Source organism: Pseudomonas syringae KCTC 12500 (assembly GCF_000507185.2).
GTDB lineage: Bacteria > Pseudomonadota > Gammaproteobacteria > Pseudomonadales > Pseudomonadaceae > Aquipseudomonas > Aquipseudomonas syringae.
On the sequence record NZ_AYTM02000002.1, the window covers coordinates 2,270,078 to 2,293,583 of the forward strand.

The 23,506-nt window shown below is 62.1% G+C and carries 7 protein-coding genes; all 7 read left to right on the forward strand.

What is annotated here, in order from left to right; all coding sequences use genetic code 11:
• Genes V476_RS10480 through V476_RS10510 form a run of 7 tightly spaced genes read left to right on the forward strand, consistent with a single transcriptional unit; the run spans nucleotide 1 to nucleotide 23,449 of the window.
• Nucleotides 1-6,705, forward strand: coding sequence for an SDR family NAD(P)-dependent oxidoreductase (locus tag V476_RS10480; RefSeq protein ID WP_024959003.1), 6,705 nt, complete (start codon nucleotides 1-3; stop codon nucleotides 6,703-6,705).
• Nucleotides 6,702-9,719, forward strand: coding sequence for an alpha/beta fold hydrolase (locus tag V476_RS10485; RefSeq protein ID WP_024959002.1), 3,018 nt, complete (start codon nucleotides 6,702-6,704; stop codon nucleotides 9,717-9,719). The genes V476_RS10480 and V476_RS10485 overlap by 4 nt, the downstream gene beginning before the upstream one ends.
• Nucleotides 9,720-15,176, forward strand: coding sequence for a beta-ketoacyl synthase N-terminal-like domain-containing protein (locus tag V476_RS10490; RefSeq protein WP_024959001.1), 5,457 nt, complete (start codon nucleotides 9,720-9,722; stop codon nucleotides 15,174-15,176).
• The gene (locus V476_RS10495) at nucleotides 15,160-20,583 is read left to right on the forward strand and encodes a beta-ketoacyl synthase N-terminal-like domain-containing protein (protein ID WP_024959000.1); all 5,424 of its coding nucleotides are present in this window, start codon (nucleotides 15,160-15,162) and stop codon (nucleotides 20,581-20,583) included. The genes V476_RS10490 and V476_RS10495 overlap by 17 nt, the downstream gene beginning before the upstream one ends.
• Entirely contained in the window at nucleotides 20,573-21,460 is an 888-nt protein-coding gene (locus tag V476_RS10500; RefSeq protein WP_024958999.1) for an ACP S-malonyltransferase, read from the forward strand. Before V476_RS10495 ends, V476_RS10500 begins: the two co-directional genes overlap by 11 nt.
• Nucleotides 21,457-22,860, forward strand: coding sequence for an FAD-dependent oxidoreductase (locus V476_RS10505; RefSeq protein WP_024684159.1), 1,404 nt, complete (start codon nucleotides 21,457-21,459; stop codon nucleotides 22,858-22,860). The genes V476_RS10500 and V476_RS10505 overlap by 4 nt, the downstream gene beginning before the upstream one ends.
• Before the next feature lie 7 nt (nucleotides 22,861-22,867).
• Nucleotides 22,868-23,449: an isochorismatase family protein gene (locus tag V476_RS10510; RefSeq protein WP_024684158.1), complete on the forward strand. Its 582-nt coding sequence runs from the start codon at nucleotides 22,868-22,870 to the stop codon at nucleotides 23,447-23,449.
• The last annotated feature ends 57 nt before the right edge of the window (nucleotides 23,450-23,506 follow it).

The window sequence follows — 23,506 nt, forward strand, 5'->3', positions numbered from 1 at the left end:
ATGCAATCCGATGAGCGTTCGACTTGCCACACCGCGAAAATCGTATGGTCTGCCGAATCTTGCAGCCCTGCCTCGACCGGTAGAACGTGGCTTGCAATAGCAGATGGCCAACACTGCGATACCCCCGACGGCTGCATTCCGATCGATGCCGACCGGATCGCAGGCAGCGCCCTCGCGGCGGGCGACACTGTGCTGGTGGCTGTATCCGAAACCGAAACCTCTGGCCCATGGCAGCTGGCGCAAAGCCAGTTTGAGTCGATTCATCGCATCATCGCCGCGCTGCTGGCGACGGGCACGCATCTGAAGCTTTTGCTTTTCAGCGGTATCGCCAACGCCGACGCAGCTGCTGCGCACGGCTTGTTGCAATCCCTGCGCTGCGAAACCGAACAACTGGCTCACACCTGGCTGGAAAGCGATGCGAGCCTGGCACAGTCACTCACCATCTGCGGGCTAATGCAGCAGGAAGGGCTTCGGCGCCTGCGAGTCGAGGGCGGCAAGCGCCTAGTGGCTCATCTGCACCAACAAGTAACGCCGCTCGCGAACGAAACCAGAAGCCAGGACGGGCCGGCGCTGATCATCGGCGGCTTGGGTGGCATCGGCCAGCACCTGCTGGAACATATCGTCGGCCAGCAACCGGTTTTCGTCATGGGCCGCTCGCCCTTGAGCGATGAACGACGCTCGCGCTTGAAAGCGCTGGGTTGCTCAGGCTATTTCCAAGGCGATGCGACGGACACCGAGAGCCTGCGACAGACGCTTTCGACGCTCCATGAACGCTACGGTCGGGTGGACACCGTCTTTCACCTCGCCGGTCATCTGGAAGATGGCCTTTTCCAATCGCAGACGACTTCCTCTTTGGAAAAGGTCATGAAGACCAAGATCGCGCCGGCCCTTGCCCTTGCGCATCTGCAGAACGAGATGGCAATACGCCGCGTGGTCATGTTCGGCTCGCTATCAGCAACCGTCGGTCTGGCCGGACAGACGGCCTACGCATCAGCCAACGCCTACCTGCATGCTCTGGCTGAGCGGCAATGCCTGCAAGGCCATACGGGCTGGTCAACCATCGGCTGGGGTATCTGGGATGTGAGCGGTATGGCGATGGGCCAGGACCGCGGACTGCTGTTGCCTATGGCCCCTGACAAAGCCCTGGCGGCGATGGATGAGCTGCTTGCCGCCCGCTGCGCCGACGCCCTGATTTACGCTGGCAGGCTGCTGACTGAGGCACCCTCCGGTCGACAAGCGGCGAAAGCCAGTCGCGCGCCAACGCTGGATACTACGCTGCTGGTGCGCCAAGCCATTGCCAAGTTTACTGGCCTGGAAAATCTCGCAGAGGCTGAAAACGTGCTGGATCACGGCGCTGACTCAGTCGCGGCGATCAGCATTGCCGCAGAGATCGAACGCCGCCTGGCCGAGGCAGGCATGGTCACTAGAGTCCCCCGCTCCATCCTGTTCGAGCACCCGAGTATCTCGAGCCTGTCGGCCTACATAGAGGCTCGCGCGGCAATCATTGGACTGCAGCCCGAGCCCGCGGTGGCACCTCAGTCCCCTCCCGAGCTCACTTGGCGAGCCCCCTCCCCACATGTGCGCGCTCACACCCAAGACGAGCCGCACTGGCGGGCGCAGGATATTGCCATCGTCGGTATGGCGGGCTCTTTTCCAGGTGCTACCAGCATGGAAGAATTGTGGCCGCTGCTGGCAGAAGCGCGATTGGCAGTGCGCCCCGTCCCATCGCAACGCTGGGACTGGCGCGCGTTCTATGACAGCGATGCCAGCGCCACGGGACGTAGCTATGCCCGCCATGGCGGCTTCATCGACAATGTCGAGATGTTCGACCCCCTGTTCTTCCAAACCACGTTCAAAGCTGCCGAGCGCATGGACCCAGCCGAGCGCAAACTGCTGCAGACGACTCACCATGCGCTGGAAAACTCAGGATTCTTCGCCGCGCCGACTCCAGACGTAGGGGTTTTCATCGCAGCGATGTACGGACACTACCAGCAATTGGAAGCGTCCCAGCCCATCGACACCTCGTTCTCTGCCCAGGCCAACCGGCTTTCTTATCATTTCGACTTCCGGGGGCCATCGCTGACCTTGGATACCATGTGCTCAGGATCGCTGACGGCCCTCCATCTGGCCATCGCAGCACTGCGCCGCGGCGAGTGCCGGCAGGCAATCGTAGGCGCGGCCAATATCATGGTCAGCCCACATAAATATCGGGTGCTCAGCCAGGGCAAATTCCTCAGCCCGACGGGCCGCTGTCATACCTTCGGTGCACAGGCAGACGGGTATGTCCCAGGTGAAGGGCACGTGGTCTTCGTCCTTCAGCCCTTGCAGGAGGCAATCGATGCCGACGCACGCATCCATGCGGTCATCCATGGTAGCGCGGTTAACGCAGGCGGGCGCAGCAGCGGCTTCACGGTACCCTCGGCAGCAGCGCAAACCAAGGTCATCGAAGCCGCACTGCGCGATGCCGACCGCCAGGCACACGACATCACCTACATCGAGGCGCATGGCACCGGCACTCGCTTAGGAGATCCGATCGAGATCGAAGCGCTGAACGGCATATATGGGGCGCGTGATTACGGGCACTGCGCCGTAGGATCGATCAAAAGCAATATCGGCCATCTGGAGCCTGCCGCCGGTCTGGCGGGGTTGGCCAAGATCGTGTTGCAACTTCGTCACCGCTCGCTCGCCCCTACGATCGGTTGCGACATCGCCAATCCATTGATACCCGTCGGTGAGGGAACAGTTCGTCCGCAGACCGAACTTGTGCCTTGGAACACACCTGACGGCCAGCGTCGCTACGCCGGTCTAAGCAGCTTCGGCGCTGGTGGTGCCAACGCCCATGTCATCGTGGGCGAATACATGCCGCCGCAGGTGAATGCTCCGGCACGACATGACGCCGTACCCATGGCAGTGGCCATCAGCGCGCAAAGTGAAGCGTCGTTGAATGCGCTCAAGGCCGCCATCCTCGACTACCTGCTTAAGCAGGAGGGGCTGTGCCTGGAGGACGTCGCCTACACGTTAAACGTGACCCGTCCGGCAATGCGCTACAGGTTCTGCGCCTTGGTCACCGACCTGGATGACCTGGCCAACGCACTGGCATCGTCGACTGCGCACCAAGCGAGCTTCAGCGCTCAGCTCGAGCAGGCAGCCAGCCGCTTTCAGGCAGGGGAAAGCATCGACTGGCGGCACCACAACCCACCGGGCAAGATGCTCGACCTGCCGAGTTATCCTTTCGAGAAAATACCACTGTGGGCCAATGAACTACGTGTATCACACGAACCACAAAGCTCGAATCCACCACCAGAAACCGATGATAGGCTTCTGCTCGCAGTTGCGGACTTCACGTCCAATGCGTCCGAGACAACGCGCACGTTCACCAGCCCCTTCACCTTAATTGTCGATCCGGAGCTGGATCGACAACTCCGAGGCCATGGGCATCGGATCGTCGTGCTGGACCCGGTCGACCCGGCGCCAACATCGTCCTGCGGCGCCCCCCGTACCACCAACCTCGTACAAGCCTGCAAGCGCGCACTCGACGACATCCCGCAAGAGCATCCCATCGTCATTGCCCTAGGCAACACATCGAGTACCCCTATCGCGCAGGAGCCTACCCAACGCGCGCTGCACTGGGCACTGTTCCAAGCCATTGCTCATCTGCAAGGCCCAAGATCACTGATGGTCTGTCTGCCAAACGAACCCGATGCCCAAGCAGGTCTCGTCGGCTTGCTGCGCAGCCTTTGCAAGGAACAACCGCAGCTGAGGATCTTGTCACTGCAGCTCGGCGGTTCGCTGGCGCACCCCAATGTTCTCCAGCAGGCCTTGGCACGCCTAGCATTCATACCAGTCAGCGGCCACGTGCACGAACGTCTGCAGGGCACGCAAAGCCAACGCCTGCAATGGCGCCCGATAGAGTTGCCAGTCGCACCCCCGACGCTATGGCGTCAGGGCGGACATTACCTGATCGCCGGAGGCTTCGGCGGAATCGGCCAAGCCGTCGCTCGCCGACTGGCGAGTGACTTCGGTGCCCATATCAGCCTGGTAGGACGGCGACCTGACAGCGCGCACATCAGGCATGAGTGCCAACAAATGAGCGCGCAGGGCGGGACGGTTCGCTACTACAGCGCTGACCTGGCAGACGTCGGGGCAGCCAAGGCATTGCTCGCCCAAATGAGCCCACTGAACGGTGTGCTGATCGCGAGCGGCGTGCTGCGCGATGGGGTACTGACCGACAAGGCGTTCGAAGACTTTGAACAAGTCGCACGCAGCAAGATCGAGACCACCCTGGCGCTGGACGAAGCGATCGGCTCGGCCCCGTTGGACCTGTTCATGCTGTTCTCTTCAATCGCTGCGGCATTCGGCAACGCAGGGCAGACCGACTACGCCTACGCCAACGCCTGGCTCGATGGTTTCGCCCAGGCGCGTAGCCGTGCGGTGGCGCTCGGGCAGCGCCATGGCCGCACCCTCAGCGTCGCATGGCCGCTCTGGAAAGACACTGGCATGCAAGTCGATACCCAGACCCTTCAGTTCATGACACATGAAACCGGGCTCGAGCCCCTTGAAGCGAACACTGGGGTAGATCTGGTACTGCGACTGCCCTCAGCACTGGCCGCAGATGTGTGGGCGGTGGCGGTACTTGGCGGCGATACCGGACGCATCACCGAACGGTTGCTCGCACCACCTCGCCAAGATCCCGCAGGCAATCGGGCTTGCGAGTCGAACTCACCTGATGCATTGCGTGAGGCAGTGAACGAACTGCTCGAGACGCTCACCGCCATTCCTGCGCAGAGGATTGATCCTGAGGCGCGTTGGGGCGAGATGGGGCTCGACTCGGTCGGCCTACAAGAACTGGCGAAAAACGTACAGGCTCGGTTCTCGGTGCCGATGGCCGCCAGCGCCCTGTTTCGCTACAACACCCCGAGTCAGTTGGTCCGCTATCTCGACAGCCAACGGGCATCCGACACACAAGGCCTGAGCACGAGCAGAGCACCCGACGCCGGCCATCCCGATGAATCGCTCACAGGCTATGCCATCATCGGTATGGCCGCCACGTTGCCAGGTGGGGACACTGTCGAGACATTCTGGGACTCGCTCCTGCATGGGCGCAGCGCCATCGTGCCGATGACGCGCTGGCCCGAGGAGGACCTCTACGGCGGTGCGGTGCGGAATATCGAGCATTTCGATGCACGCTTCTTTGGTCTCTCGGCACGTGAGGCGATGCTGATGGATCCCCAGCATCGACTGTTCCTGCAAACGGCATACAACGCCTGCCTCGACGCGGGCTATCGACCAGGCGACATCACCCGCACCGGTGTCTTCGCGGGCGTGCAGTTCAACGACTACCAGGTGCTGCTGCAGCTGTGGGGTCGCTCAAAACATCCCTTCGCCGCCACGGGCAACGCTCATGCGATGCTCTCCAACCGGGTGTCCTACCAATTCGGTTTCAGTGGCCCCAGCGAAACGGTCGACACCGCTTGCTCGTCAACACTGGTCGCCTTGCATCGCGGCATCAAGGCCCTGCAGGAACAGGAGTGCGATACGGTACTGTGTGGCGGAGTCAGCCTAATGATCGACCCGGTCGTAACCCACGCGGCCGCCAGCATGGGTGTGTTGTCGGCGAGCGCTCGCTGCGCCACGTTCGATGAATCGGCTGATGGCTATGTGCGCGGTGAAGGGTGTGGCGCCTTCCTCATCAAGCGCTACGCCGATGCGGTGCGCGATGGCGACAACATCAGAGCGCGGATCGTCGCCAGCCAGGTCAATCACGGGGGGCGTGCCAATTCGCTGACTTCCCCCAACCCGAACGCCCAGTGTGATCTGTTGCTGGCGGCGTACACGCCCGAGTTGGCAGAGCGCCTGGGCTACATCGAGGCGCATGGCACCGGGACGCGCCTTGGTGACCCGATAGAGCTGCAAGCCCTGAGTGCCTTCATCGCCCAGCAAGCCCCCGCAAAGCCACCGGCAAGCGTGCTGGTCGGAGCGGTCAAGACCAACACGGGCCACCTGGAACCTGCAGCAGCCGTACCGGCCTTGGTCAAGGTCATCAAGGCGATAGAGACCGGCTGGCTGCCTGCCAACTTGAACTTCCGTCAGCAAAATCGGGAAATCGACCTACAGGACACGCCTTTTTCACTGCTCACCGAAAAGCAGCCCTGGCGGTCAAACGACCGTGTCGCAGGCATCAGTTCCTTCGGCTTTGGCGGCACCAATGCGCATGTGGTGCTAACGCAGGCCGATGCACCGACACAACAAGTCACGGCACAACCTGGGCAACTGCACTTGGTAGGCCTGTGCGCCAGAACCAAGGAATCGCTTGAACGCATGCGCGATGAACTGATCGAGCATCTGCGCAGCAACCCGCACCTGCCCCTAGCAGACGTGGCCCGGACCTTGGCAATCGGGCGTGAAAGCTTCGAGCACCGACTGGTGGTAAGCGCCATGGATCTGCCCTCATTGATCGAGCAGTTGAGCAGCGCGGCCTTGCACTACGTCGAGCCCCACGCCCTCAGGAGCCACGTCAACGAAGGGCCGCTGCTGGAGCTCGACAACAGCGTCGTCACCGAGCTTGCGTCCGCTTACCTGCAGGGCCGCGACACGCTCAGACGCATTTACCTGAAGGGCCCCGGCAGACGCATTTCGCTACCTGGCTATGCCTTCGACAGCAAACCTTACTGGTTCGAAACCGCCGCAGACCTGGAGGCCTCATGACTCACCCTGACGCATTATCGTTATCGGCCCTGCAGAAACTGTTCGCCGATGCGCTGCTCGAAGTCGAGCCGCTCGACGCAGACGAACCCTACATCGAACGTGGCGTCGATTCGATCCTCGCGGCGCAGCTGGCGAAGGCCATTGCCCAACGCTTCGCAGTGCCCTGCCGCACGGCGGACCTGTTTGAGGCCGCCTCGCTGCGCGAGCTATTGAAACTGCTTCAAGTACGCATCGAACCTTCGACCACAACACGGACAACTCCAAACGAAAACCCTCGCTCCAAGACTGGACGCACACCGGTGATCGTGGGCGCCGCCGGTCGTTTCCCAGGTGCGGCATCGCTCGACGAACTGTGGGCAGTGCTCGAGAGCGGCAAACCGCAAACCGGCGTCATGGGTGATCACAAACGAACCGGGAGCTTCAAGGGTGGGTTTCTGCGGGACATCGACGCCTTCGACAATGGCTTCTTCCATCTCTCGCCCAACGAGTCGGTCTGCGTCGATCCGCAGCAACGGCTTTCCCTGGAGCAGGCCTGGCACGCCATTGAGTGCAGCGGACTGACCCTGGCCGAGCTCAAGACACTGCGTTGCGGCGTATTCGCCACCGGGCTGCCGGGCGACTACCGCCACGTACTCAGCGCACACAGCGAGCAAGCAATCAGTGCTGCGGCTTTCACCGGCAATGCGTTCTCCGCCTTGGCCGGTCGTATCGCCTACTGTTTCGACCTGCCGGGACCTGTGCTTTCGATCGACACCGCCTGCTCATCCTTCCTGGTGGCACTACACCAAGCCGCCATGGCATTACGCAGTGGCGAGTGCGATGCCGCTATCGTCTGCGCAGCGACGCTGTTCTGCACCGATGAAGTTTTTCGCCTAGCACAGGCAAGCCAGGTGCTCTCTGCCTCCGGGCACTGTCTTGCATTCGACGAACGCGCTGACGGCTTCGCACCCGCCGAGGGCGCCGGAGCGCTGTTGTTGACCACCCAAGAGGTGGCCCAGAACCTGGGGCTGGCAATGCTCGCGCAGCTCGATGGCAGTGCGGTTGGCCACGATGGTCGCAGCAATGGCCTGATGTCGCCGAGTGTGAGCGGGCAAACCGAGGTCATCCGTGCAGCCTGGGAGGATGCGCGACGACAAGGTGGGCAAGGACCTGAGCACATTGCCCTGATCGAGACCCACGGTACAGGAACCCCAGTGGGCGATCCGCTCGAAGCCAAGGCGTTGGCGCAGACCTACGGGCAGCTCGAGGGACAAGGGCTGCGATACCTTGGGGCGAACAAAACGATCTTCGGTCATACCTTGGTCAGTTCTGGGCTACTCAGCGTGCTCAAGGCTCTATTGGCCCTGGACCGGCAGCAGATACCCGGGCCGCTGCTGAGGCCATCTTCTTCGCACTGGCACGACATCATGCCGGTATCATCCCCGCACACCGCACATGCGCTGCCGCCCGGCGCCGGCATCGCCATCAGCGCGTTCGGCTTCACCGGTGTGAACGCCCATGTGTTGTTGCACAAGCCAGGCAGCGCAAGCGCTGTACAGGTCGATATCGAAGGCCTGTGCATCAGCGCCGCCAGTGAAGCCGGACTACAAAGAACGGCACTATTGCTGGCCCGATTTCTCGCCCAAGGCACACTGTCATATGCACAAGTGTGTGCCAGTTGTGCCGCCAGAACGCCTCAGGCCGTGCGGGCGGTGGTCTGCGCAGAGCAGGTCGACCAAGTGGTCGATGCCCTGGCGCGATGGGGGCGCTCGACTCCGACAGGGGTGGTTGTCGCTCGCGACTACCAAGAGCTGCCCGCCAGCACTCGTCGACCCGACGGCGTCGCTGCTCGCTGGCTGCAAGGCATGGCTACCCGCATCGGAGTATCCCAGGCCATCCATGTGCCCCCCTACCCCTTCGCCCGCCGCGCGTTCTGGCCTGGCCTGCCAAGCACAGCCACAGACCAGGACAACGCTGGCGGATCCGCCAACGTGCTGGAGGAACTGCGCCAACGCCTGGCCCAGCTGTGCGGCTACCGACTCGAAGAGGTCGATAGCCAAGCTCCGCTGTCCAGCCTTGGGCTCGACTCCCTGACGGTACTGCAGCTGCTGGCACCCTTCCAGAAACGGAGCGGGAAGATAGCTGTCGAACAGGCCTTTGCCGCAAGCACTCTTGCCGAACTGGCCACGCTGATCGAACGTGCGGCGCAGTCGGGCCGGGTAGCTGACCAAGCGGCGACCGACCTGCCACTGGGCCTGCGCCGGCGTCAGACCCGCAGCGGCCTGACAGTGCTGGACCAGGCAGGCAACTTGCCGCCTGTGATACTGGTCAGCCCGCTCAATGCCTCACCCAGAATCTGGGTGCAGCAGTTGCCCATGCTGCGTCGTGATGGCTGGAATCCTTGCATCGTCGAATTGCCGCTGCATGACGCAGTACAGCCCGATACCCCAGAGATCGATCTGGGTAGGGTCGCTGCGCAATTGGCGCAATTGTGCGAGGAACTGTCCGTGGCGGGTCAGCCAGTCCCGTGCATCGGCTGGTCGCTTGGAGGCTGCGTGGCACTGCATGCTGCGCTCCAACACTCGCCCTGCGTAGGGCCCATCACGGTGATCAGTGCCGCGCCGTGGTTCGGCGAGACGATCCTGGAAGACACTCTGCAAGCGCAAAGTGAACTGGAGGGGCGCGGCGAGATGTTCGACCAAATTCTACCGGGTAACGGCAGCGTCGCCTCACGGATCGGCGCGGGCCTGAACCTCAGGAGCCTGGGTGCCTACATTAATGCGCTGAGTACATTCGACATCCGCGAGGCATTGGGAGATCTGAACGTGCCGCTGCTGGTCATCCACGGCGCTCAGGACAATGTGATCCAGGCCCAGTGCGTCATGCCGCTGCGACAGCTCGAAAAGGCACGGTTCTTGGAGATTGCCGATGCCGGTCACTTCTCGCCTCTGACACACGCCACGCTCGTCAACCGAACGTTGCTCGACTGGCTACACGTCAGCAAGCCCTCCGCCAACGTCACTCAGGTAGCTTGAATGGACACCCTCATTGCCGATTGCCGTCCTGCCACACCAGAAGAAACGCTGATCTGGCGCCGCAGCCAGACGCATGCCGGCGATCCGGGACTGATATTGAGCTACCGCTTCGCGCTGGCATCATCGGTGGATGTCCAGCTTCTGGACCATGCACTGTATAGGTTGCTGGCCGGGCCCTTCGCCAGCCTGCGCAATACGTTTTTGCTCAACAACGGCACGCTGCTCAGCAAGCGCCTGGCCCTCAGCCCTGAGGTGCTGGAATACGATAGTTGCCCGCAACCATTGCAATCCCTGACGCAGGGCCGCTCAAAGCACTATCGCTTCGTCCTGCAGACACTTGAGGACGGGCAGTGCTACCTGGACTGCCTCTTCAGCCACCTGGTGATGGACGGCGTGAGTCTACAGCGCTTTCTGGCAGCCCTTAGCGAATGCTACGCCGGCCGCACGCCGGTGCCCTGCCCCGCAGCCGGCCCACGCACACCGGCGCCTGCAGGTTTCTGGAGCGAGCTGCTCGCCGGTTACACCCTTGAGCAATCCCTGCCGATGATGCCGCCTGCCTCAGGCCCCCGGTCAGGTCAGGTCAGGACAGCCACAATGACCTTGAGCCGGGTCACCCCCGATCAGTGCAACACCCTGCAAACCAGCGGATTTCGCCTGACCTGCGCGGCCATGGCACTGACCCTTGCCCGCTACCTGCGGGCTTGGGAGCAGAACGCCAAGATAATGCTGTGCCATACAGTACAAGTGCCTGGCGGCCCCGACGCAGGGACCTGCAGCAACCTTGTTCCTCTGCCTGTCGATGTGGATGCCTGTTCAGACGCTCACACACTGTTGCAACACATTGGCGAAACACGTCGACGCATCCGTCCCTTCCAGCACACACCATGGAACGAGCTGCTGGCTCAGTTCCCGGCGGGGAGCGCAGGCAATGTCGTCATCAATGAGTCGCCTGGGCTGCTTACACCGACCGCCCCAACGATAGGCGAGGTCTGCGAAGTTCGTGCCTTGCCATGCGCAGGTGGACCGTACGATCTGGCCGCCGTGTGCTCGATGGCCGGAGGATGTCTGCAAGTGCGCCTGGAAGCCAGTCACGAACGCAGCACGCCGCGCTGGTTCGCGCAGTTCGCAGAACAGTTTCAACACAGCCTACACGACTTGCTCGAGGACACGCAGCAGCCCTTCGCAGCGCTGGCAACACTGAAGCGACCAGAGCCTGGCGAACGAGGCCAACGAATCCCTCCCGTTTCGCTGGAGCAGATGCTGTGCGCACTGGAACAGGCCGAGGCAGAACGGATTGCGGTAATTGACGACGATGGTGAGCTGACCTACAGCGCACTGCGCAGCAGTATCGATGCCACCGTTGTACGCCTGGCGCAACAAGGAGTCAGCCAAGTCGGGGTCTGCATCGGCCGCAACCGTTGGCTGCCGATCGCACTGCTGGCAGCGCTCAAGCACGGCGTTCGCTTCACCCCACTTGAGGCCGGCCTGCCCGACGAAGCATTGAGCGATCTGATCCACCGAACCCAGATCAGCTACGTACTGTGCGATCGCTCTACCCATGCCCGTCTTGCCCATGCGGCTCCCCAAGCGGTGCTCCTGAACATCGAAACACAGGTGATGTCCGGGGCAGGAACGTCTACATCGTCTTCGCAAGAAATCGACCCCATTGCCTACCAGATGTTTTCCTCAGGCAGTACTGGCGTCCCCAAGGGTATCCAGATCGGCCGTGACAATCTGGCAGCCTTCCTGACGGCCATGGCCGCGATGCCGTTTTGCTATCCGGGTGCGCGCTGGATTGCGCTGACTCCACTCAGCTTTGACATTTCCTTGCTCGAAGCACTGCTACCGCTGTGCAGCAACGGCTGCATCGTGATGGCCGACGACCCTGTACGACGCAGTGGCCGACAACTGATCGATCGTATCGAGCGAGATCGGATCGAAATCCTGCAGCTCACCCCATCCAGCCTGCGTCTGTTGAAAGACTCCGACTGGCAGGCACGACGCCCCATCACCCTACTGTGCGGTGGCGAGCGTCTGAGTCAGGAAATGGCAGACTGGGTCCTGGCTGCAGGCCATACGCTGTTTCATGTCTACGGCCCTACCGAGGCCACCATCTGGGCCAGTTGCCAGCGCGTCACCCGCGGCATGCCGCTCAGCATCGGGCATCCGCTGGACAACACCGCCCTGCAGGTCGTGGACGATCAATTGCAGCCGCTCGCCTTGGGTGTTCCCGGCGAACTGCTCATCAGCGGATCGTTGGTCGGAGCGGGTTACCTGCCGCCGGCCCCGCAGCACAACTTCATCGAGCCATTCAGCGCGCAGAGCAATCGCGCCTACCGCACCGGCGATCGAGCTGTAGCCTGGGGCGAGCAACGTATCGACTACCTCGGTCGGCTGGACTCTCAGGTCAAGATACGCGGCCATCGCGTGGAGCTGTCCGAGGCTGAGGCGCTGATCAGGCGCCTTGCACCCGGTGTGGAGCCTTGCTGTGTGGTGCGCGAGGAGCCTGTCGCCTACCTGTGCGCATTCATTCGACCGGCTCAAGGCCGTCCATTCGACGTGGAAACGCTGCGCGCACAAGTCGAATCTCGGCTACCCGAGCAGCGTTGCCCATCACGCTATGTATTGGTGGACCAGTGGCCGCACACCCCCAACGGCAAGCTCGATTTGCGCAGGCTGATGCAAGCCGAGTTGCAGACGCTGGCTCGCTCGGCGCATGAGCAAGAGAGCGGTCCAAGCCGCGACAGCGAGTCGCAGGGAATCACCGAGCTGCGCAGATTAATTGCCGAAACATTGGGTGTACAGGTCCAAGACCCCAATCAGTCACTGGTCGCTGCGGGTGTGGATTCAATCGGCTTCAACTTGTTGGCAGAGCGCTTGCGCCACGAACTCGCAGTGGATATTGCGCCGCATCGCTTTTACGAACTCAGCAGTCTCACCGCCATCGCCAACGCATTGCATACCGAAACGCCCAGCGAACTTTCCAGTCCCAAACCAGCAGCCCAGTTTGAGGCTGCGCCGCTGGCCATCCTCGGGATGGCAGGCGTCGGCCCGGCAGGGCTGGACATCGATGAACTTTGGCAAGCGATGCTGGAGCAGCGCAATTGCATAGCCCCATGCGTCAGATCCGATTCGCCGAGCATCTTGCCGGGCGGCTACCTGAATGACATCGACAGCTTCGATGCCTCTTTTTTCGGCATTTCGGCCGTTGAGGCTGCGCACATGGACCCACGCCAGCGTCTGCTACTGCAAGAGTGCTGGCGGACCTTCGAAGATGCCGGCCTAGTCCCCGACGACTACCGCGGCGCGCGCGTTGGTTGTTATATCGCGGCCACAGGCTGCGAATACGCCACGGTCGTATCGGCGCGGCAAAAAACGGCCCATGCCTACGACATGACAGGCACCTCGGCGAGCATCCTGGCCAACCGGCTGTCGTACCAATTCGACTGGCGGGGGCCATCGGTGACGATCGACACGGCCTGCTCCAGCGGTCTGACCGTACTCGCCCGAGCTGCGGCCGATTTGCATCAGGGCCGCTGCGACATGGCGTTCGTAGGTGCGGTGAATCTTCTGATCGATTCACGCACAGATGATGCATTGCGTGCAGGACAGTTCCTCTCACCGAACGGTGTCTGCTCCCCATTTGCCGAAGCTGCGAACGGGTATGTCAGGGGCGAAGGCGTGTTTGCCATGCTGTTGTGTAGGGCCGGAGAGACAGTGCCCGGCCTGGGGCCGTGTGCGCTGCTGGCAGCGGTCGAGGACGGCCATTGCGGACGCTCCGCATCCTTGACCGCGCCAAGCGCCAGCGCCCAGGCTGACATGATCGCAAGTATTTATCGCTCCCTTGGCGGCACCTCAGACGTCGGATTCATCGAGACCCACGGAACAGGCACGCGCCTGGGCGACCCCATCGAGGCCGAAGGCATCAGTCGCGCACTGAGCAGCATGCACGTTCGGGGCGACGCACCGATCTGCCTTGGCACGTCCAAGGCCGCCTTCGGCCATCTGGAGGCTGCTGCCGGACTGTTCGGCCTGATCAAGGCGGTCAAGGTCGTCGCCGAAGCCATGGTGCCGGCAAACCCGGAGCGAGGCCCTGAGAACCCGCGGGTGAAACTGGAGGGTGCGGCACTAGCCAAGGCCGGCAACCAGAACTGGCCCAAGGCCGGCGATATTCGCCGGGCCGGGGTCTGCAGTTATGGCTTTGGAGGTTCCGGGGCACACGCGGTGGTGCAAAACGTTCCCTCACGGCCCGCCAGCCACGAACGAATGCAAAACCAAGCCCCCTGCCTTGCAGTGCTCTCGGGATTCGATGCGCCAGCACTCAAGCGTCAGGCCAAGGCTCTGAAAACCTGGCTGACGGAACATCCGGATGCGAGTCTTGCTGCCATTACCAAGACCCTGGGATTGCATCGCACCGCAATGGCCTCGCGCGTTGCCGTGGCGGTGCACGATCACCAGAGCCTGCTTCAGGCCCTGGAATGCATCATCGAAGACCATCCCCTGCCTGCAATCGAAGACCTTGCACTGCAACAGGCAGCAGGCAACTACCTGCAGGGGGGCACGCTTGAGCCGTCACTGTTCGACCCCTCGATACTCCCAGTACGCCTGCCAACTTATCGCTTCGATGGCAGCTATCGCTACCCACTGCCATCGACCTTGCAGCTGAACTTGAAGCCCTGCCACGATCGCCCCTCGGAGGTGACCGCACGTCACCCTGTCTTCCAAGACCATCAGGTGAACCGCCAAGGCGTTCTACCCGGCGTATGCGCATTGTATTGGGGGTTACGTCTCGCCCGCCACGATACCTTGCACAGGAGCCTGGTGGACATCACCTGGCGCTTACCGCTCAGCCAGTTCGCCGCCGATAGCGCGCTGGATCTGACCCTTACAGACGATGGCACGTTCAGGTTGCTGTCAGGCGACACACCGTTGGTCAACGGGACGCTCTCGTTCGACCTGCATTACCCGGCTCCGACCAGCCAGGCATTGCAGCGCCTGCGTGAGGTCCAAGGACGCCTGCCGGATGCGCGGCGTATAGATGCTGCCCGTCTTTACGAGGCATTCGATGCCTTGGGTATCGAGTACAGCAGGGATTTTCGCAGCGTCATCTGGGTTGATCGGCAAGGGCCGCTCGCATGCGCACGCCTGATTTGCCACGGCACTGAAGCGATCCAGCAGTGGGGGTTGCTCGACGGGGCATTGCAATCGGGATTGGCCTTGACCCTGGAGAGCCGCAGTACACCCGTATTGCCATTCACCCTGGGCGCACTGGTCTGGAGCGCACCTGTGGACTGCCCGGCCGGCACCTACTACGCCTTGACGGAGAAGACCAGCGACTTCAGGACCCAGATCCTGCTCTGCGATGACCGTTTCCGAGTGATCGCGCAATTCATAGACCTGGGTATCAAGCCTTATTCCGGGAACATTTTGGGAGACGCGCATGAACAGCAACGCTGACACACCAAGCCTTGGCCTCTTCGAGCCTGACTGGCAATTCACCATGACCGCGCATTCGCCCCAAGAATCGGTGCCAGACTGGATTCTGGTGCCAGCAACACAGCCGTCGCTGGCAGAGGAAATGGCAGGACTACTGGGCGAGCAGAGGGTGCGAACCTTTACCGAAGCGCCGCTTGACCTGCCACCCGGGGATCACTACGCAATCATCGTACGCAGCCCTTGGGCACAAGGGGCACAAACGTCGGTGACAGTGGCGGTGCTGAATCTGCTCAAGACTCTGAGCCGGCTACAGCGCGCACGGATCGATGTGGTTGCCTGCCGAGCCCTTGCAGGACCACCCGGCCAGGATGTCCGTTATCCGTTGGATGCGACCTGCCTGGGGCTGGCCCAGACTGCCAGTCGCGAGTATCCCCACCTGAGCATCAATGCCTTCAGCCTGTGCGATTTCGCTGTAGCCACCTTGCACCGCGCGTTCAGCCACCGCCCCACACATGCCCCCGCGACACCGGTGCACATCACCCAGGACGGCTATGCCGTCCGCCACTTCAAACGGGCATCGCTGAACAGCAGCGTATCGGGCCTGGCCCTGCGCAAAGGCGGGCACTATCTGGTGCTGGGTGGCACGGGCGGTCTGGGACGGATGCTTGCCAGCTATCTGGTTGAGCGCCATCAGGCGCGGGTGCACCTGGTCTCGAGGTCTGCGCCCGACTTCGAACTGCATGAACTCATGCGTCATAGCTCCTGCGACATCAGCGTGCCTCAAGCGCTCGAGGCGATCTTCGAAGCGCACGGCCCGTTCGACGCGGTGATTCATTCTGCGATGGATCTGCACGACCAGACCCTAGACACCTTGCAGCCTGCCCAGCTTGAACGCAATCTGCGGCCCAAGCTCCTGGGCAGCTATGGTTTGATTCAAGCACTGCGCCAGCATCCGGTAGATTTCGTGCTGTTCTTTTCCTCGATCCAATCACACCTTGCCAATCCTGGCCAAGGCGCCTACACGGCCGCCTGCGCGGTCAAGGACGCCATGGCCGCCTTGCTTGAGGAGACCTTCCAGATCCCTTCGAAGATCATCAACTGGGGTTACTGGGGCAGTGTCGGCGCGGTGGCCGCGCCTTACTATCGGGAACGCATGGAAAAGGTCGGGGTTGGCTCACTCGAAGCCGAAGACGGCATCGCCACCATCGAAGCCCTGATCAGCAGCGACCAACGCCAGGTGATGGCGCTCAAGGCCAACGCACAAGCCCTGTTGGCCATGGGCTTCGAAACCGCCGACAGCCCAGGCGTCGTGCCAGTCGATGAACTTCAAAGCCTAATCCCCCCGTTTGATGATCAGGCCGAATGGGTCAGACGCAACGAGCAGGCCAGCGTGGCGCTGGATGAATACGCCCGTCGCGCCATTCATCGCATAGGCATGCCCACCAACATCGCAGCTCACCACCAAGCACTGGCCCAGGCACTGAGCGCCATAGAGGATGCGCCCCAGGCGCTGGATCGACACAGCTTGTTGCAGCGCTTTGCCCACCTGCGCGCGCACCTTGATCTGCTGGACGCCTGCATGGCCGACTTCGCCTCGATCCTGCAAGGCAAGACCGATCCGCTAGAGGTGCTGTTCCCCCATGGCAGCTTCGACCGGGTAGAGGGGGTGTACCGTAACAACCCCGTGGCCGACTATTACAACCAGACCATGGCGACCATCGTCGAGCGTCTGGCCGACAGCACTGAACAGCCGCTTCGCGTGCTCGAGATTGGCGCTGGCACAGGCAGCACTACCGAGCAAGTGATGGCGCGCGTGGGCCACAGGCTAGGCCAGTACCGCTTCACCGACCTCTCGCTATCTTTCATCAACCGGGCCAGAAGAACCTTCGACCAGCCCTGCTTCGAGGCCAGCATCTACAACGTGGAACAGCCTCCTCAATGGCTTGGCGCATTCGACATCGTGCTGGCGACCAACGTGATCCACGCCACCCGCGACATCCGCGAGTCACTGCGCAATATTCGTCGCGCATTGCGTCCAGGCGGCGTAATCGTGCTCAACGAGGTGACGGCACTGCAGCACTACGCAACCTTGACGTTCGGCCTGACCAAGGGCTGGTGGCTCAACACCGGCCCCGAGCGAATAGAAGGAAGCCCATTGCTCGACGCGGCCACCTGGCAGCGGCTGTTGCGCGAAACCGGCTTCGAAAACACCGAGCACCACGGCAATCAAACCCAAGGACTGATCGTCGCCCGCGTTCCTGTATCGGCCACGGCAGGCGCGCCAGCCGAAAGGGCCCCTGCCGCCAGCGCCAGCCAAACCTCGGGCGCAGCAGCCGCGAACATCGACGAGGTGCGCTTGAGCTCGGCGATGGCGTTCGCTCGGGACGCGATCGCCTCGGTCATGCACCTGACCCCTTCTGACCTCGACCCCACGCGAGCACTGAAGGACTATGGGATCGACTCCCTGATTGCGCTGGAGTTAGTGAAGCCGTTCAAAGACAAGGTCGGATACGTGCCAGCCACGCTGTTCTTCGAATACCCCACCCTCGCCGACCTGGCGGGCTATCTGGAGCAGTGCCACCCAGAAGCCTTCAAGGTTGCGGACAGCAGCGCCCCTGCAACCGCCGCGCAGCCTGGTGGGGAGTCCGACACCCTGCACTTCGTGCGTGAAAGCATCGCCAAGGTCATGCACATGTCCCTCGACGAACTCGACGATGACGCTGCATTCGCCAGCTACGGCATCGACTCACTGATCAGCCTGGAGTTGATCAAGCCGTTGCAGGCTCGTTACGGCTATCTGCCCGCGACCTTGCTGTTCGAATACCCAAGCATCGCGCAACTGGCCGGTCATCTGGGCCAGCACGCCACGAGCGCGCAAGCCAAGGTAACAGCTGCGGGTCATGCACACGCCACGACCGGGCAAGGACCACAGCCTGCTGACCTGCGCACCGATCAACCAGCGCAGGCGCAAGCGATCGCCATCATCGGCTACCGCGGACGTTTCCCGGGTGCGGAGGACACCGCACAGCTCTGGGAGCGACTGCTGCAGGACGTGCCTCTGAGCAGTCCGGTACCTCCCGCACGCTGGCCCCGGGAGCACATGCAAACGTCGACCTATGCCGGTGTTGGTGCATTTCTCAGTGACGTCGACAGGTTCGATCACGGGTTCTTCAACATCACACCAATGGACGCAACCCTGATGGATCCCCAGGAACGGTTGTTCCTGGAGACCGCGTACCAGACATTTCTGCATGGTGCTCATCCGGCATCGCGACTCAAGGGCAGCCGAACCGGGGTGTACGTCGGCGTGATGAATACCGGCTATGCCAACCTGACACCGATAGACAGCGACGGCCCTAGGCCGACATCACTGCATTGGTCGATCGCCAATCGGGTGTCATACCACTTTGATCTGCACGGTCCGAGCATGGCGGTCGATACCGCATGCTCTGCCTCCTTGACCGCTCTGCACACTGCGGTGAATGCGTTGCGCTTGGGCGACTGCGACATGGCCCTGGTCGGAGGCGTGAACGTGATCGCACACCCTCGACAGTACGACGACTTGTGCCGCTTGCACATGCTCTCGCTAGAGGGCGTATGCCGACCGTTCGGCGAGGGCGCCGATGGTTTCGTCGACGGCGAAGGGGTGTGCGCCATGCTGCTCAAACCGCTCGACCGGGCTCTGGCGGATGAGGATCCGTTGTACGGGGTGATAGAAGCCTCGGCACTAAATGCCGGAGGCAAATCCAACGGCTACAGCGCACCCAACCCGCAGGCGCAGTCCCGCCTGATTCGCGAGGCCTTGAACAAGGCCAAGTGGGCTCCGACGCAACTGGACTACGTCGAGGCTCACGGCACCGGCACCGCGCTCGGCGATCCGATCGAGTTCAAGAGCCTAGCGGCGGTGCTTGGCGAAGGACGCACAGAGACCTCGCGTCTGCCGATCGGCTCGATAAAGGGCCACATCGGCCACCTGGAGTCGGCAGCCGGACTGGCGGGTGCAGTGAAGATCCTGCTGCAGATGCGTCATCGCACACTGCTCCCGTCGCTGCATGCACACCCGGCCAATCCATTACTGGAGCCTCAGGCGACCGGGCTGATGGTCAATCGCCATGCCAGGCCATGGCCTGCACGCGATAACCAACCCTATCGCGCGGCGTTGTCGTCCTTTGGCGCAGGAGGTGCCAACGCACACGTGCTGCTGAGCTCTGCGATCCAGACCTCGAGGCCGGCGAGACATCCGACATCGGCGAGACAGCTGATCATGCTGTCGGCCCATAGTGTTCAGGCACTGGATGCCTCTCGTATCGCGCTATTGCAATGGTTGGAGCAAAACGATGTGCCTCTGCCACGCCTGGCCGCCAGCCTTGCCCACCAGCGTGATCACCTACGCCACCGCCTAGCCGTGTGCAGCGACTCGACGCAGGATCTGCGCCGCCAGTTGGCGCTATCGTTGGTAGACCTGCGTGGTAACGGTGAAAGCACTGCAGTGGCGGGTTGTGATGCAAACGCGATGAACTCGATGCGCATGCCGGACCAGCAGCAAGACATGGACCTGGACAGCGTTCGCCAGGCTTATCTGGGTGGTGCACTGCCAGATTGGCACGCCCTGTTCGCAGCCGATGAACCGCTCGAGCTGCCGGAATATTGCTTCGACGGCACGCCACTCTGGGTGCAGGCTCGGGAGTCGGGTTTCGAAAGCCTTGACACGCTGCTGGCCGACCACAACATCGACGGACAGGCGATAGTACCGGCAGGCTACTACTTGGCACGCCTGCTGGCTGACACTTCAACCGCTGGACTGATGGATGTGCGATTCGAGGCCCGCGCCCAGTCGTTTGATTGCGTCGGCACGGAGCAGACAGCGGATAGGTTTGCAGTGACCATCGCCAACACTACTGTCGCCAGCGCCTCCACCCTGGAGCAGCACAGCCACGACCAGCAGCAGCCTTGGACACTGGACTCGGGCCATTACCTGCCGCGCACAGCGATCTACCAGAAGTTCGCACGCATGGGCTATTGCTACGGTGACTCACTGCGCCTGCTGCGCTGGGCCTGTGTTGGAGACGACAAGGTGCAGGCGAGTGTGCTGCCCGCGCGCAGCTTCGCTTTGCCACTGTCGCCCGCGATCATCGACGCCGGTCTGCAGACCGCGCTACTGCTCGACGACGGGGAGGCAGGTCCGGCCTGGGTACCCTGGATGGCCGAGAAGGTCGAGCGGCTGTCCACTCATGCGGCGATTGCCTACGTGTGCTGCCAGCGACGCGAAAAAACCGCCCGGAGCGTGACCCACGATTTCGAGTTTCTTGCTCAGGACATGAGTCCGGTCCTGCGTATCCAAGGCTTGGTTTCACTGAACCCAACCCATGATGTGGCGCGCGGGCAAAAGCCTGCGGCACGCCCGAAGGTGGTGCTGCATGAACTTTGAACGACCTGGCGCGCTGGCAATCGTCTTTCCTGGCCAAGGCTCGCAATTTCCTGGAATGGGGCTGGAGCTTCTGCCCAGGTTCCGCGAGATGACCGAAATCGCTGAAACACTGCTGGGCCTGCGGCTAGCCGAGTTGCTCGAAGATGCCGGCAGACTTGCCGACACCGCTTTCACGCAGCCTGCCGTATTCGTCGTCAGCGCGATGAGCTTCGAGGCAATGCGCCAGGACCGCGATATAGATCGAGCCGACCTGATGCTTGGCCACAGCCTGGGGCTGTTCGGCGCCATCCACGCCAGCGGCCGGCTCGGTTTCGCAGACACCTTGAAACTGGTGATCGAGCGTGGACAGCTGATGAAGGCTGCCGGGGACGGGGCGATGCTCGCGGTGATGGGCATCGACGCCCAGGGCCTGGAGGCCTACCTGCTCGAACAGGGGCTGGACAGTCTCGACATTGCCAACGTGAACGGGCCGGAGCAAACCGTGCTCAGCGGTCCGAGCCAGGCCATCGAGCGCGCGGCACACGACCTTCAACAACGCGGCCTGCGCGCGGTGCATCTGAATGTCAGCGGGGCGTTTCATTCCCGGTACATGGAAACCGCACGCGTAGCCCTGAGTCGCTATGTGGAGCGGGTCACTTTCAGCCCCGGGACCTGTCCATTGATTTCCACCACCCATGGCGGACCGGTACCTGACACCCATCTGCTCGAAGAAATCGTTTTCCAGCTGACCAGCCCGGTGCGCTGGCTGCAGACAATCCAAGTGCTGAGGCAACGTTATTCACTGCTCGACTTCATCGAGCCGGGCCCGGGCCAGGTACTTACGCGCCTTATCGCTGCCATAGACGCCCATCACCAATCGAAAGAGGCATCGCGATGAAACCACAACGAATCGCTATCGTTGGTGGCGGGACCGCAGGCGCGACGCTTGCCTGGCATCTCGCCGCGCTGCACCAGGTCACCCTGTTCGAGGCGGGCGAGCAGTTGGGTGGCCACGCTTTCACCCACACCCTGATACATGAGGGCAAGCTAATCCATGCCGACATGGGTGTCGAATATTTCACGGAGCGGCTCGCACCCAATTTGATGGCGCATCTCAAGGCGCTCGATGTGGGAACCTTCGTCGCGCCGTTGTCATTCAGTTGCCTGGACCCCGACGCCTCCGAGCTATGGAGCAACCAGCACACCGGCAAAGCATTGAGTCCGGCGCTGCGACAGGCATTCGATCGGTTTCATCAGGACATGGTTGAGGTCAGCCTCCACCAGGAACGCTACAAGAGCTGGTCGGTGGGAGATTTCGTCAGGGAGCGGGGCTACGACTCCAGCTTTGTCCACCAAGCCTTGCTCCCGCTGTTGACCGTGTACTCCGGATGCAATGGTCCCTCACTGGACTACAGCCTGGTGTACTGCGCGGTCTCCTTCAACATGAACCTGCTGTCGTTCTTCTCACCCGCCTACTGGCGCAAGGCCACAGGCGGGATTGATGGATACCTGAAGATCATGCATCGCGTGCTCGGCCCGCGGGTGCGCCTGAATACCCCAGTGACGGCTGTCCGTCCGCACGAGCGGGGCGTGGAGGTCAGCACGTTTGCAGGATCACAGGATTTCGACCAGGTTGTACTGGCGAACCACGCCGATCAAGCGCTGCGCCTGCTCGAGACGCCCACTCCCGAACAGACAACCCTGCTCGGGGCGTACGAATATGTTCCGGTCGAAGCCATCCTGCACAGTGACAGCGCAGCGGTCGCCCACGGCTCGCCCGAAAGTTACTGCGTCTTCGTCAAAGCCGCAGACGCACCGGCCGAGGCGAACAATGCCTGGGGGACCCTGACCCGAGTAGTCACCCACTTCGAGCCCTCATCCACGCCGCTTTACGTGACGTTCGACCCGAAAATGGTGCTGGACCCATCCAAGGTCATCCTGCGCAAGCAGTGGAAGCTGCCCAAGCTGCGACCACTCGACCTGCATCGGCGCTCCCTGATAAGGGCGATCCAAGGCCGTGAACGAATCTGGTACTGCGGAACCGACTTCTCCTATGGCGGCCATGAAGGCGCCCTGACCTCAGGTCTGGTGCTGGCCCAGCGTTTCGGCGCGTCAGTGGACCAAGGCAGCAATGCCAGTGCACGCATCCAGTTCGAGCTGGTCAAGGACCTGATGGGCGTTGAATCGGCGTCCGGGAAACTGATACGCCAACTGGACCAGCGCCTGCTGCGCATCGCCGAAAAAATGGGCGCCGTCGAGCGTCTCGCACCGCGCGTGATGCGCCATTACTTGCAATGAGGCTTGCATGACATCTTCGATCCCTTCCCGTGCCCATGGCAAAAAAACCCTGATCATCAACAACATGCAAGTCGATCTGCTGCCCATGATCCAGGACGCTAGCCGCGTGCTGGAGCATTGCTGCTGGCTGGCGGAGCTTGCCCAGGAAATCGAGCTGCCCGTTGCTCTAGTTTGCCATGAAAAGCTGGGCGCGCTGCCAGCACGACTACGCAAGGCAGCAGGTGTTTGCACAACATTCTCCAAATGCCACTTCAATGTGCTCGATGAACGGGGGATCGACATCTTCCGTACCGCTACGCCCGGCAATCACTGGATTTTCGCGGGTGTGGAAACCCACGTGTGTATCCTGCAATCGGCACTGGCGCTACGCGCACGCGGTGACCAGGTTTCGGTTGTGGTAGACGCAGTGGCGTCCCGCAGCGTCCTGGATCACGAGGTCGCGCTCTCCCGCATGTCACGCCACGGTGTGGAACTGATCACCCGCGAGATGTTGTTCTTCGAAACCATGGCGCAGTCGGAGCGATGCGATTACCTGGCGCTGAGCCAACGCTTTCTCGATGGCCGCTACCTGAGGACCTACGGCGAATGACTCGGATTGCCGCACCTGACACCATGCCCACTCGCACCTTTTTCGCAAGGAGCCAGC